The sequence below is a fragment of the Streptomyces sp. NPDC054847 genome, from assembly GCF_053610925.1.
This window is the reverse complement of the sequence record NZ_JBSGZJ010000197.1, coordinates 1-12,274: the sequence shown is the minus strand read 5'-3', so window position 1 is coordinate 12,274 and position 12,274 is coordinate 1. Positions and strand designations below refer to the sequence as shown.

Here is a 12,274-nt window from a genome sequence, read left to right as displayed (position 1 = left end):
GCCCTGGCGGGGGCGCCGTACTGCCTGAGCCCCGCGCCCGCAGCACCGTGGCAACCCCCTGCCCCACTTCTGCGTCCCCCGGTGCGGTGACCGGGAAAAACCCGAGGGGGCCCGAGGGCGCTCCGATCCTGGGATGCTGGGACGGACAGGGTGGGAAACACATCAACAGGGGGAATCGGGACTGTGGAGGACAGCGTGCGGGTGGTCATCGCCGAGGATTCCGTACTGCTTCGGGAGGGCCTGACCCGGCTGCTGACCGACCGGGGACACGACGTGGTCGCCGGGGTGGGTGACGCGGAGGCCCTGATCAAGACGATCGACGAGCTGGCCGCGCAGAGCGCGCTGCCGGACGTCGTGGTCGCGGACGTCCGTATGCCCCCGACGCACACCGACGAGGGTGTGCGGGCGGCGGTGCAACTGCGCCGGGACCATCCCGGAGTCGGGGTGCTGGTCCTGTCCCAGTACGTGGAGGAGCAGTACGCCACGGAACTGCTGGCCGGGAGCAGCCGGGGAGTGGGCTACCTGCTCAAGGACCGGGTAGCGGAAGTACGAGAGTTCGTCGATGCCGTGGTGCGGGTCGCGCAGGGCGGTACCGCACTGGACCCGGAGGTCGTGGCGCAGCTGCTCGGCCGCAGCCGTAAGCAGGACGTGCTGGCCGGTCTCACTCCGCGCGAGCGTGAGGTGCTGGGTCTGATGGCCGAGGGCCGTACGAATTCGGCGATCGCCAAGCAGCTCGTCGTGAGCGACGGGGCGGTGGAGAAGCATGTCAGCAACATTTTCCTGAAGCTCGGGCTCTCTCCCAGCGAGGGGGACCACCGGCGCGTACTGGCGGTGCTGACGTACCTCAATTCGTGACCGTCCGGCGGGCCGGAGGACCCGGCCCGCCGGCGCTCTGCCGGTCCTCGAGCGATGCGGTAGGCCCGCGGCCGGAGTATGAGGGGGGAGCGGCTTCCGGGAAGGCCAAGGGCAGGGAAAGCATGACGAACCAGGGCGTCACGGCGTCACTGCTGGGCGTCCGACATGCGAGCGGTCCGGGGAAGGCGACCCTTACGGTCGTAGGGTGGCCAGTGGGACGGCCGGTGGGCCGGTCGGGCCCGAGGAACCGCCTCGAGGGAGGTCCAGTTCAGTGACCAGCAAGGTCAGTAGCCCGGCCGAGCAGGCCGATGAGGTCAACGGGTCCGATGAGGCCCTCGTCGGCGAGCAGCGCAGGCGCGCCGGCGAAAAGGAGATCCGCCGTCTGGACCGGGTGATCATCCGTTTCGCGGGTGACTCCGGCGACGGCATGCAGCTCACGGGTGACAGGTTCACCTCGGAGACGGCGTCGTTCGGCAACGACCTCTCCACACTTCCCAATTTCCCCGCCGAGATCCGGGCGCCCGCCGGCACCCTGCCGGGCGTCTCCAGCTTCCAGTTGCACTTCGCCGACCACGACATCCTCACCCCGGGTGACGCACCGAACGTCCTGGTGGCCATGAACCCGGCGGCCCTGAAGGCGAACATCGCCGACGTGCCGCGCGGCAGCGAGATCATCGTCAACACCGACGAGTTCGCGAAGCGGGCCATGGCGAAGGTGGGCTACGAGACGTCGCCGCTGGAAGACGGGTCGCTCGACGGCTACAGCGTCCATCCGGTGCCGCTGACGACGCTGACGATCGAGGCCCTGAAGGACTTCGGGCTGTCCCGCAAGGAGGCCGAGCGCAGCAAGAACATGTTCGCGCTCGGGCTGCTGAGCTGGATGTACCACCGGCCCACTGAGGGTACGGAGAGCTTCCTGCGGCAGAAGTTCGCCAAGAAGCCGAACATCGCCGAGGCGAACATCGCGGCGTTCCGGGCCGGCTGGAACTTCGGCGAGACCACGGAGGACTTCGCGGTCTCCTACGAGGTGGCCCCGGCGAGCACGGCGTTCCCGACGGGCACGTACCGCAACATCTCCGGGAACCTGGCCCTGTCGTACGGGCTGATCGCGGCGAGCAAGCAGGCGGACCTGCCGCTCTACCTGGGCTCCTACCCGATCACCCCCGCTTCCGACATCCTGCACGAGCTGTCGAAGCACAAGAACTTCGGCGTGCGCACCTTCCAGGCCGAGGACGAGATCGCCGGGATCGGGGCGGCGCTGGGCGCCGCGTTCGGCGGCTCTCTCGCCGTCACGACGACCTCCGGTCCCGGTGTGGCGCTCAAGTCGGAGACCATCGGGCTCGCGGTCTCGCTCGAGCTGCCGCTGCTGGTGGTGGACATCCAGCGTGGTGGTCCCTCGACGGGGCTGCCGACGAAGACGGAGCAGGCGGATCTGCTGCAGGCCATGTACGGGCGCAACGGTGAGGCGCCGGTGCCGGTCGTCGCGCCGCGCACACCCGCGGACTGCTTCGACGCGGCACTGGACGCGGCGAGGATCGCGCTGACGTACCGGACGCCGGTGTTCCTGCTCTCCGACGGCTATCTCGCCAACGGCTCGGAGCCGTGGCGCGTCCCGGACGTCGACGAGCTGCCCGATCTGCGGGTGCAGTTCGCCAACGGACCCAACCACGAACTGGCTGACGGCACCGAGGTGTTCTGGCCCTACAAGCGCGACCCGCACACCCTGGCCCGCCCCTGGGCGGTGCCGGGCACCCCGGGCCTGGAGCACCGTATCGGCGGCATCGAGAAGCAGGACGGCACCGGCAACATCTCGTACGACCCGGCCAACCACGACTTCATGGTCCGCACCCGCCAGGCCAAGATCGACGGCATCGAGGTCCCCGACCTCGACGTCGACGATCCCGACGGCGCGCGCACCCTCGTCCTGGGCTGGGGCTCCACCTACGGGCCGATCACGGCGGCGGTGCGCCGGCTGCGCACCACCGGCACCCCGATCGCCCAGGCACATCTGCGCCACCTCAACCCGTTCCCGAAGAACCTCGGGACGGTGCTGAAGCAGTACGACAAGGTCGTCGTGCCCGAGATGAACCTCGGCCAGCTCGCCGGCCTCGTCCGGGCGAAGTACCTCGTCGACGCACGCTCGTTCAACCAGGTCAACGGCATGCCGTTCAAGGCGCAGCAGCTCGCCCACGTCCTCCAGGAGGCCATCAATGACTGAGGCGCTCTCGCTGGTGCCCAAGGCCGAGGCCAAGCAGTCCATGAAGGACTTCAAGTCCGACCAGGAAGTGCGCTGGTGCCCCGGCTGCGGCGACTACGCCGTCCTCGCGGCCGTGCAGGGCTTCATGCCGGAACTGGGGCTGGCGAAGGAGAACATCGTCTTCGTCTCCGGCATCGGCTGCTCGTCGCGTTTCCCGTACTACATGAACACCTACGGGATGCACTCCATCCATGGCCGCGCCCCCGCCATCGCCACCGGCCTGGCCTCGTCCCGCCGTGATCTGTCCGTCTGGGTGGTCACCGGCGACGGTGACGCGCTGTCCATCGGCGGCAACCACCTCATCCATGCCCTGCGCCGCAACGTCAACCTGAAGATCCTGTTGTTCAACAACCGGATCTACGGGCTCACCAAGGGCCAGTACAGCCCCACGTCGGAACTGGGCAAGATCACCAAGTCGACGCCGATGGGCTCCCTCGACGCCCCGTTCAACCCGGTGTCACTGGCGATCGGCGCGGAGGCCTCGTTCGTCGCCCGTACCGTCGACTCCGACCGCAAGCACCTCACCGAGGTGCTGCGCCAGGCCGCGGACCATCAGGGCACGGCGCTGATCGAGATCTACCAGAACTGCAACATCTTCAACGACGGCGCCTTCGAAGCCCTCAAGGACAAGGAGCAGGCGCAGGACGCGGTCATCCGGCTGGAGCACGGGCAGCCGATCCGCTTCGGCGCCGAGGGCGGCAAGGGCGTGGTCCGCAACCGGTCCACCGGCGACCTCGAGGTGGTGGCCGTCACGGCGGAGAACGAGGCGGACATCCTGGTCCACGACGCGCACGCGGCATCCCCGACCACGGCGTTCGCGCTCTCGCGGCTCGCCGACGCGGACACGCTCCACCACACCCCGATCGGTGTGCTCCGCAGTGTTCAGCGCCCGGTCTACGACACGCTCATGGCCGAACAGCTCGACACCGCCGTCGAACAGCACGGCAAGGGCGACCTGGCCGCCCTGCTCACCGGCAACGACACCTGGACGGTCGTCGGCTGACGATCGCCGGGCCTCACAGGGAGGCGGCGGCGCGTGCCTTCTCGTCGTCGTACGAGACGCGCGCCGCCTCCACGTCCGTCACCCGCCGCTCGCTCCAGCGGGCCAGCCCCCACACCTGGTCGGCGGCCTCCTTGCCGAGCGGGGTGAGCGAATAGTCCACGCGGGGCGGGATGACGGGCTTGGCGTCACGGTGCACGAAGCCGTCGCGCTCCAGCGTCTGGAGGGTCTGGGCGAGCATCTTCTCGCTGACCCCGCCGATCTCCCTGCGCAGTTCGCTGAAGCGGTACGAGCGCTCCAGCAGCGCGGCCAGCACGAGGACTCCCCACCGGCTGGTGACGTGCTCGAGGATCAGCCGGGAGGGGCACATCTCGCGGTTCACATCGGGGACGCGGAGCCGGTCATCACTTACAGCCATACCAGTACCTTACTTCAAAGTGGGTACTTACGAATAGTTAGTGAGTTCCCTAGGGTCGATCCGGAGCACGCCCCCCGTGAAACGGAGAAACCCCACATGAACATCGTCGTGACCGGTGCCACCGGAGCCCTCGGCCGTCTCGTCGTCGACGAACTGCTCGCCACCGTCCCCGCCGACCGGGTCGCCGCCGTCGTCCGCGACAAGGAGAAGGGCGCGGACCTCGCCGACCGCGGGGTCGAGCTGCGCGTCGCCGACTACGACGAGCCCGCCACCCTCGACGGGGCCTTCCGCCCCGGCGATCGCGTCCTGCTCGTCTCCGGCAGCGAGGTGGGCCGCCGGGTGCCGCAGCACACCGCGGTGATCGAGGCGGCGAAGGCGGCCGGCGTCGCCCAGCTGGCGTACACCGGCGTCCTCGGCGGGCCCGACGCGGACTTCGACCTGGCCGCCGAGCACCGGGCGACCGAGCAGTTGATCCTCGACTCCGGCGTCCCGTACACCTTCCTGCGCAACGGCTGGTACACGGAGAACTACACCGCCGCCCTCTCCTCCGTCCTGGAGCACGGGGCGGTCGTCGGCAGCGCCGGTGACGGCCGGATCGCCTCCGCCACGCGCGCCGACTACGCGGCCGCCGCCGCGGCCGTGCTGACCGGCGAGGGACACCTGGGCCGGGCGTACGAGCTGAGCGGTGACACGGCATGGTCACTGGCCGAGTACGCGGCCGAACTGTCGCGGCAGACCGGCCGCACCATCACCTACAACGAGGTCCCGGCCGAGACCCATCTGTCGATTCTCACCGGGGCGGGGGTGCCGGAGCCGTTCGCCCGCATCCTCGTCGACGTCGACGCGGCCATCGCGCGCGGCCTTCTGGCGCGGACCACCGGCGACCTGGCCCGGCTCGCCGGACGGCCCACCACGCCGCTTGCCGACACGATCTCGGCGGCGCTGACCGGCGCCTGATCGGACCGGCCCCTCACCAAGATCCGTCATGACCGTATGGCGATACGGGCATGACATCCCGCCCCTGCCGGGCGTACCTTCTTCGAGGGACGCGCGAGCACGGCGGGAGGGTCAGTGAAGTCGGACAAGGAACAGCGGGCAGGACTGCTGTACGGGATCGGTGCCTACGGGATGTGGGGCCTGGTCCCGCTCTTCTGGCCACTGCTCAAGCCGTCCGGCGCCATGGAGATCCTCGCCCACCGGATGGTCTGGTCCCTCGCCATCGTGGGCATCGCCCTCCTGGCCCTCCGGCGGTGGGGCTGGATACGCGAACTGGCCCGTGAGCCGCGCAAGCTGGGGCTCATCGCCCTCGCCGCCGCGGTGATCACGGTCAACTGGGGCCTCTACATCTGGTCCGTGAACTCGGGCCATGTCGTCGAGGCCTCGCTCGGCTACTTCATCAACCCGCTGGTCACCATCGCCATGGGCGTGCTGCTCCTGAAGGAACGGCTCCGCCCCGCACAGTGGGCCGCGGTCGGCATCGGCCTCGCCGCTGTGCTGGTCCTGGCCATCGGCTACGGGCAGCCGCCATGGATCTCGCTGACACTCGCCTTCTCGTTCGCCACGTACGGACTCGTGAAGAAGAAGGTCAACATCGGCGGGCTGGAGTCGCTGGCCGCCGAGACCGCCGTCCAGTTCCTGCCGGCGATGGCGTTCCTCGTCTGGCTGGGCACGGACGGCTCCGCGACCTTCGGCCCCCACGGCGCCGGGCACGCGGCGCTGCTCGCCGCGACCGGGCTGGTGACGGCCGTACCGCTGGTCTGCTTCGGCGCCGCGGCGATCCGCGTCCCGCTCTCCACGCTGGGGCTCCTCCAGTACTTGGCCCCGGTCTTCCAGTTCCTGCTGGGCATCCTCTACTTCCACGAGGCGATGCCGGCGGAGCGCTGGGCGGGCTTCGCCCTGGTGTGGCTGGCCCTGACCTGCCTGACGTGGGACGCGCTGCGCACCGCGCGCCGCAACAAGACCGAAGCCCTGCGGCTGGCGGCCCAGGCGGCCGCCTCCGGCGCGGCGCCCGTCACCACCGGACATGCCAGCGCTGCTGCGGCCCGCGCCGCGGACGGGCCCGCCTCCTGATACGAGCAGCGCTTTACACGCCCCGGCCGCGTCATGCGGCCGGGCCACGCCCACGAGGACCAATAACCACTCGAACGGCGCAGCTCCCGCTCCCGGCGCAGGCCGGGACCTGCCGACCGGTGCTACCACCGGAAGTCCAGGCCCCGGTCGGACGGACCGCGGTAGTCCACAGAGCGGAGTGAGTGCGCCATGCAGCAACCCCTCGCGCTATCGGTCGACTTCGGCCAAGGCCTCAGCGACGCGTGGTCCGCCGTGGCCCAGTTCATCCCGAAGTTCATCGCTTTTCTGGCGATCCTGGTCATCGGCTGGTTCATCGCCAAGGCGATAGCCAAGGTGGCCGACAAACTGCTGCGCAAGGTCGGCTTCGAGCGGATGTCGGAGCGCAGCGGTCTCTCGAACACCCTCAGGAACTCGAACTACGACGCCACGGGGATCATCAGCAAGATCCTCTACTACGCGATCCTGCTGGTCGCCCTGCAACTGGCTTTCGGGGTGTTCGGACCGAACCCGATCAGCAACATGATCAACGGGGCGGTTTCCTGGATCCCGAAGGCCATCGTCGCCTGTGTCATCGTCGTCGTGGCCATGGCCATCGCGCGTGCCGTCCGCGACATCATCCAGGGCGCCCTGTCCGGGACCTCCTACGGCCGGATGCTCGGGACGATCGCCTGGGCCTTCATCGTGGGACTCGGCGTGATCGCCGCGCTCAGCCAGGCCCAGATCGCGACCTCGGTCACCGGTCCGGTGCTCTGGGCCGCGCTCGCCGCGATGGCGGGCATCCTGATCGTCGGCGTCGGCGGCGGTCTCATCGGTCCGATGCGGCAACGCTGGGAGCGGTGGCTCGCGACTGCGGAGGCCGAGTCGGGCCGCGCCAAGGACACCATCAGCGCCTACCAGCGCGGTCGTGCCGATGCCGCCGCGGGCCAGCCCGCGGGCGAGCGGCAGGCGGCGCGACCGGACATGGGCAGCCAGGAGGCAGGCCGCCAGGGCAAGGGTCCCGACTTCGGGCGGGAGCCCGGCCCGGAGCAGCGGCGCGACCGGGGCCGCGGCCCGGACTCCGGTCCGCAGCCGCCGCTGGGCAACGGCCGCGACCCCATGTGACGGGCGCGGCACGAATCCGGGCGCTTCCTCGCCGGTCACCGGCCGCCAGGAAGCGCCCGCGGCACGTCCCGGCGGGTCACGCTCACGAATCCCGGCCCGGCAGGCCTACTCCGGGACCAGCGGCCGGCCGGTCCTGCCGCCGCTGACGGACGGCAGGCTCGCGGCCCGCGACATGGCCCAACAGGTCCTGCCCGCGCCTCAGCGCCCGGCATGTCCTGCCCGCCGCTCACGGCTCGGCAGATCGTGCTCATCGATCAACTGCCGACCGGCGTGCTCGCGGCTCATGGCCCGGCACGTCGTGCTCGCGGGTCTGCGCCCTGGAGTCCTGCCCCGGATCATGTCCGGCAGGTCAAGCTCCCGGATGGAGCCCCTGCCGGCCCTGCCCGCCGCTCACGGCTCAGCAGGTCCTGCTCACGGATCACCAGCAGGCCAAGCTCCCGGACCGGCGCCCGGCCGGTGCTGCCCGCCGCTCACGGCTCGGCCGGTCGTGCTCGCGGCTCATGGCCCGGCACGTCGCGCTCGGGGGATCAGTTGCCCAGCAGATCGCGCTGCCGGATCAGCCGGCCAGCAGGTCGTGTTCGCGGATCAGCCAGCAGACGGCGGTGAGCCGCAGCGTCGCGAAGTCGTAGCCGACCGGTTCCGACCAGTCGATCTCCGCGAGCCAGTCGGTGAACCCCAGGACGTAGTCCGCGAGATCCTCCCGCCGCACCATGCCGGCCGACTCCTCGCGGGGCGCCCGGCGGGGGCCTGGAACCAGCGGCATCAGGGCATCTCGCACCGCCGCCGCGTGCTGGTCGACGGCAGCGACAAGCCCCGGTTCGAAGGAGAACTCCGAGAGCCGGGGCATGTATGTGGCGGCAACGCCGACCAGCGGGCAGCCGGGCGGCCCGCTGTGGGGCAGAGCGTCCATCCCTACACGTTAGACGCAGAACGATCGCCCCAAGACGTGACATCGGTCGCAGAACGCCCCTCGGGCCGACTGCCGCGGCTGTCGCCGTTCATCGGTCATCCTCCGTGTGGCGGGCGCGGTGTGCCCGCACCTTGTTGCGGTTGCCGCACCGCTCCATCGCGCACCAACGGCGGCGCCCCGGCCGTGAGGTGTCGACGAAGACCAGTCGGCAGTCGTGCGATCCGCACTCACGGACCCGGTGCGCGTACGGACCGGTGAAAAGGTCCACGGCGTCTCGGGCCACGGTGGAGAGCAACTGCCCGACCGTCGCGTCCGGCGACCACTGTCTCGATCCGTCCGCGCCGATACGGGGCACCAGCGCGGGGGCCGCGGCCGCCGTGTTGACCGCGGACACGTCGGCAGGGTCCATGTCGTCGCCGTGCGCCGTCGCGGCGGCCATGCCCCACACGGCGTTCCGCAGGGTGCGGGCGGCGGCCACCCCCGCGTCGTCCACGCTCAGGCGCAACTCCCCGGGCAGCCGGCAGGCCGCCACCCAGCGCAGCAGCGCGGCCGGGTCGTGCAGAACCTCGTAGCCCGCGAGGCTGCCGGGGCCGCCGGTGGTGAGCAGTTCCAGGCACAGCGCGCCCGGGTCGAAGCGGAACGCGCCGCCGGAGGGGGGTTCCAGCAGCATGCCCGGCGCGTCTGTTGCCCTCTTCACCATGTAACCACTATAACTGGTTTCATGACGCTGCATTGGAAGCTCGTGATCGACTCGGCGGATCCGCACGCTCAGGCCGACTTCTGGGCGCAAGCCCTCGGCTACGTGGTCGAGGACCACAGCACACTCATCGAGCAACTCCTCGCGCAGGGCGCGGCGCCGGCGGAGGCGACCCTGGAAACCCGCGGTCGCCGCGCGTGGCGCGATCTGGCCGCGGTCCGGCATCCGGACGACGACCACGACAAGGTGAGCGACGCCGGGCTCGGCCGCCGTGTGCTGTTCCAGCGGGTGCCGGAGCCGAAGACGGTGAAGAACCGGGTCCACATCGATCTGCACGCCGCCCCGGGGGAGATGGAGGCGGAGACCGCGAGGCTGGAGTCGCTGGGGGCGACCGCGCTGCGCCGGGTGAACGAGCAGGGCGGGCAATGGGTGGTGATGAGCGACCCGGAGGGCAACGAGTTCTGCGTCCAGTGACCGTCCATCAGGTGTCCGGGGACCGTCCAGGGGCGGGCCCGCGCATGTCCGTTGAGCGAACGGTCATGACCGATTTCCGCCCTTGACGCCTTGTCAGATCGTCACTGAACATCAGCACGCACAACGCACAAGCACACGCATCGCGTTCGACAAGCACGCTCCAGCGCCCCGGGGACCGCCAACCCCGGGGCGTCACGCACGTTCCGTCCTGTCCCCGTACGGAATCCGGAGCCCCCACATGAAGCTCTCCGTTCCCAGATGTTCCGCCGTGGCCGCCGCGTTCGCCCTGGCAGGGCTGCTCGCGTCCGGCGCGCCCACGGCGTCCGCCGCTCCCGCGGCCCCGGTGTCCGCCCTCGCGGCACCCGACATACCGCTCGCCAACGTCAAGGCGCACCTGAACCGCCTCCAGACGATCGCCACCGAGAACGGCGGCAACCGAGCCCACGGCCGGGCCGGCTACAAGGCCTCCGTCGACTATGTGAAGGCCCAGCTGGACGCTGCCGGATTCACCACCTCCGTCCAGCAGTTCAGCTACAACGGCACCACCGGCTACAACCTGATAGCCGACTGGCCCGGCGGTGACGTCAACCGCACGGTGATGGCCGGCGCGCACCTCGACTCCGTCAGCTCCGGCGCCGGCATCAACGACAACGGCTCCGGTTCCGCGGCCGTGCTGGAGGCCGCGCTCGCCGTCTCCCGCGCCCAGCTCCAGCCCGCGAAGCATCTGCGCTTCGGCTGGTGGGGAGCGGAGGAGCTGGGGCTGGTCGGCTCGAAGCACTACGTCAACAGCCTGCCGTCGACGGAGCGTTCGAAGATCTCCGGCTATCTGAACTTCGACATGATCGGCTCCCCCAACCCGGGCTACTTCGTCTACGACGACGACCCGACGATCGAGCAGACCTTCAAGAGCTACTTCGCGGGCCTCGGGGTCCCCACCGAGATCGAGACCGAGGGCGACGGCCGCTCGGACCACGCGTCGTTCAAGAACGTGGGCATACCGGTCGGCGGACTGTTCACCGGCGCGAGCCGCACGAAGACCAGCGCCCAGGCCCAGAAGTGGGGCGGCACGGCCGGTCAGGCCTTCGACCGCTGCTACCACTCCTCGTGCGACTCCCTGTCGAACATCAACGACACCGCACTGGACCGCAACAGCGACGCGGTCGCCCATGCGCTGTGGACGCTGTCCGCGGGAACGACGGAGCCTCCCGGCGAGCTGTACGAGAACACCACCGACGTCGCCGTCCCTGACGCCGGCGCCGCCGTCACATCCACCGTGTCCGTCACCGGCCGCACCGGCAACGCGCCCGCCGCGCTCAGGGTCGGCGTGGACATCAAGCACACCTGGCGCGGCGACCTGGTCGTGGACCTGGTGGCACCCGACGGCACGGCCTACCGGCTGAAGAACTCGAGCGGCAGCGACTCCGCGGACAACGTCATCACCACGTACACCGTGGACGCGTCCACCGAAGCGGCCAACGGCGACTGGAAGCTGCGCGTCCAGGACGTCGCGCGCTACGACACCGGGTACATCGACAGCTGGAAACTGACCTTCTGACCCGCCGCCGGCGGGCCGTCACCAGCGGCCTGCCGCATGCGCGTGCCTCCTGATTCCGGGGGCACGCGCATGCGGTCGTCGTACGGTCCGGGGCGTGCCGGGCTCAGGACGTGATGTCCCTCGAGGTGAAACGGGCCCACGCCGCCGAGCCGAACACCGCCGCGTACACCGCCTGAAGGCCCAGGTTCCGCAGCACCCCGTCCCACAGGAACGGTTCGCGCATCAGGTCCGCGAAGGACATCCAGTGGTGAGTGAAGAGATACGGGTGGACGGCTTCCAGTTGCGGGACCGACTGAAGGATCTGCACGGTGATCAGCAGCCCCACCGTGGTCGCCATCGCCGCGATGCCGCTGCTCGTCAGCGTCGACACGAACAGGCCGATCGCGGCCAGTCCCACCAGTGATCCCGCGACGACCGCCGCGATCAGCACGGCCCGCCACAGCCCCTCCGTGAACGGGACGGGAACGCCCGAGATGGTCGTGACATCACCGGCCGGGAAGAGCAACAGCCCCACCGCGAGCGCCGACAGAGCCACCGTCAGCGTGGCCACCAGGCAGAAGGCCATGACGGCGGCGAACTTGACGAGCAGCAGCCGGGCCCGTCCGGCGGGCGCCACCAGCAGGTAGCGCAGGGTGCCGGCGCTCGCCTCGCCCGCGACCGCGTCTCCGGCGACGACCCCGACCGCCATCGGCAGGAAGAACGGCAGGGTCGCCGCCAGGGCGGCGAAGACCAGGAACAGCCCGTTGTTGGTGATCTGCGAGACGAAGGCGACCCCGGCGCCGCCGTCGGGGGCACCCCCGCCGCCCACCGCGCCGCCGTCGCTCGTCTCGATCTTCACGGCGACGCCGATGAGCACCGGCACAGCGGCCAGCACCCCCAGCAGGGCCAGGCTGCGCCAGCGGCGGAAGGTGAGCGTCAGCTCGGAACGGAACAGGCC

The 12,274-nt window shown here is 70.4% G+C and carries 12 protein-coding genes; 8 read left to right on the top strand and 4 right to left on the bottom strand.

Annotated elements, in window-relative coordinates; translation table 11 throughout:
• The first annotated feature begins 195 nt into the window (after window positions 1-195).
• The 3 genes from ACWGH4_RS20070 to ACWGH4_RS20060 all read left to right on the top strand — a co-directional run bounded on the left by ACWGH4_RS20070 (window position 196) and on the right by ACWGH4_RS20060 (window position 4,115).
• Window positions 196-855: a LuxR C-terminal-related transcriptional regulator gene (locus tag ACWGH4_RS20070; protein WP_441265788.1), complete on the top strand. Its 660-nt coding sequence runs from the start codon at window positions 196-198 to the stop codon at window positions 853-855.
• 271 nt (window positions 856-1,126) lie between these two features.
• The gene (locus ACWGH4_RS20065; RefSeq protein ID WP_453462555.1) at window positions 1,127-3,073 is read left to right on the top strand and encodes a 2-oxoacid:acceptor oxidoreductase subunit alpha; all 1,947 of its coding nucleotides are present in this window, start codon (window positions 1,127-1,129) and stop codon (window positions 3,071-3,073) included.
• Entirely contained in the window at window positions 3,066-4,115 is a 1,050-nt protein-coding gene (locus tag ACWGH4_RS20060; RefSeq protein ID WP_453462552.1) for a 2-oxoacid:ferredoxin oxidoreductase subunit beta, read from the top strand. The genes ACWGH4_RS20065 and ACWGH4_RS20060 overlap by 8 nt, the downstream gene beginning before the upstream one ends.
• 13 nt (window positions 4,116-4,128) lie before the next feature.
• Here the strand turns inward: ACWGH4_RS20060 and ACWGH4_RS20055 are convergent, their stop codons facing one another.
• Window positions 4,129-4,530: a winged helix-turn-helix transcriptional regulator gene (locus tag ACWGH4_RS20055; protein ID WP_441265706.1), complete on the bottom strand. Its 402-nt coding sequence runs from the start codon at window positions 4,528-4,530 to the stop codon at window positions 4,129-4,131.
• Between the two features lie 96 nt (window positions 4,531-4,626).
• On the opposite strand from ACWGH4_RS20055, the gene ACWGH4_RS20050 reads away from it, so the two are divergent.
• The 3 genes from ACWGH4_RS20050 (at window position 4,627) to ACWGH4_RS20040 (ending at window position 7,701) form a co-directional block, all read left to right on the top strand.
• Entirely contained in the window at window positions 4,627-5,487 is an 861-nt protein-coding gene (locus tag ACWGH4_RS20050) for an SDR family oxidoreductase (protein ID WP_453462548.1), read from the top strand.
• Between the two features lie 114 nt (window positions 5,488-5,601).
• Window positions 5,602-6,600, top strand: coding sequence for an EamA family transporter RarD (gene rarD, locus ACWGH4_RS20045; protein ID WP_453462545.1), 999 nt, complete (start codon window positions 5,602-5,604; stop codon window positions 6,598-6,600).
• A 189-nt stretch (window positions 6,601-6,789) separates the two neighbouring features.
• A complete protein-coding gene (locus tag ACWGH4_RS20040) occupies window positions 6,790-7,701 on the top strand; it encodes a membrane protein (protein WP_453462542.1) in 912 nt (303 codons plus the stop codon).
• A gap of 556 nt (window positions 7,702-8,257) precedes the next feature.
• Here ACWGH4_RS20040 and ACWGH4_RS20035 read toward each other — a convergent pair.
• Complete coding sequence (locus ACWGH4_RS20035; protein ID WP_453462539.1) at window positions 8,258-8,611, bottom strand: DUF6401 family natural product biosynthesis protein; 354 nt, start codon at window positions 8,609-8,611, stop codon at window positions 8,258-8,260.
• Window positions 8,612-8,699: 88 nt separating this feature from the next.
• Window positions 8,700-9,311: a CGNR zinc finger domain-containing protein gene (locus ACWGH4_RS20030; protein WP_453462536.1), complete on the bottom strand. Its 612-nt coding sequence runs from the start codon at window positions 9,309-9,311 to the stop codon at window positions 8,700-8,702.
• Window positions 9,312-9,332: 21 nt separating this feature from the next.
• Between ACWGH4_RS20030 and ACWGH4_RS20025 the strand changes: the two genes are divergently transcribed.
• Window positions 9,333-9,782 carry a VOC family protein gene (locus ACWGH4_RS20025; protein ID WP_453462533.1) on the top strand — a complete coding sequence of 150 codons (450 nt, stop codon included), beginning with the start codon at window positions 9,333-9,335 and terminating at the stop codon, window positions 9,780-9,782.
• 238 nt (window positions 9,783-10,020) lie between these two features.
• Window positions 10,021-11,337 (top strand): M28 family metallopeptidase, encoded by a 1,317-nt coding sequence (locus ACWGH4_RS20020; RefSeq protein ID WP_453462530.1) that lies wholly within the window; start codon window positions 10,021-10,023, stop codon window positions 11,335-11,337.
• 103 nt (window positions 11,338-11,440) lie between these two features.
• Here ACWGH4_RS20020 and ACWGH4_RS20015 read toward each other — a convergent pair.
• Window positions 11,441-12,274 (bottom strand): ABC transporter permease (locus ACWGH4_RS20015; protein WP_453462527.1); only part of this gene is annotated, 834 nt, incomplete at its 5' end.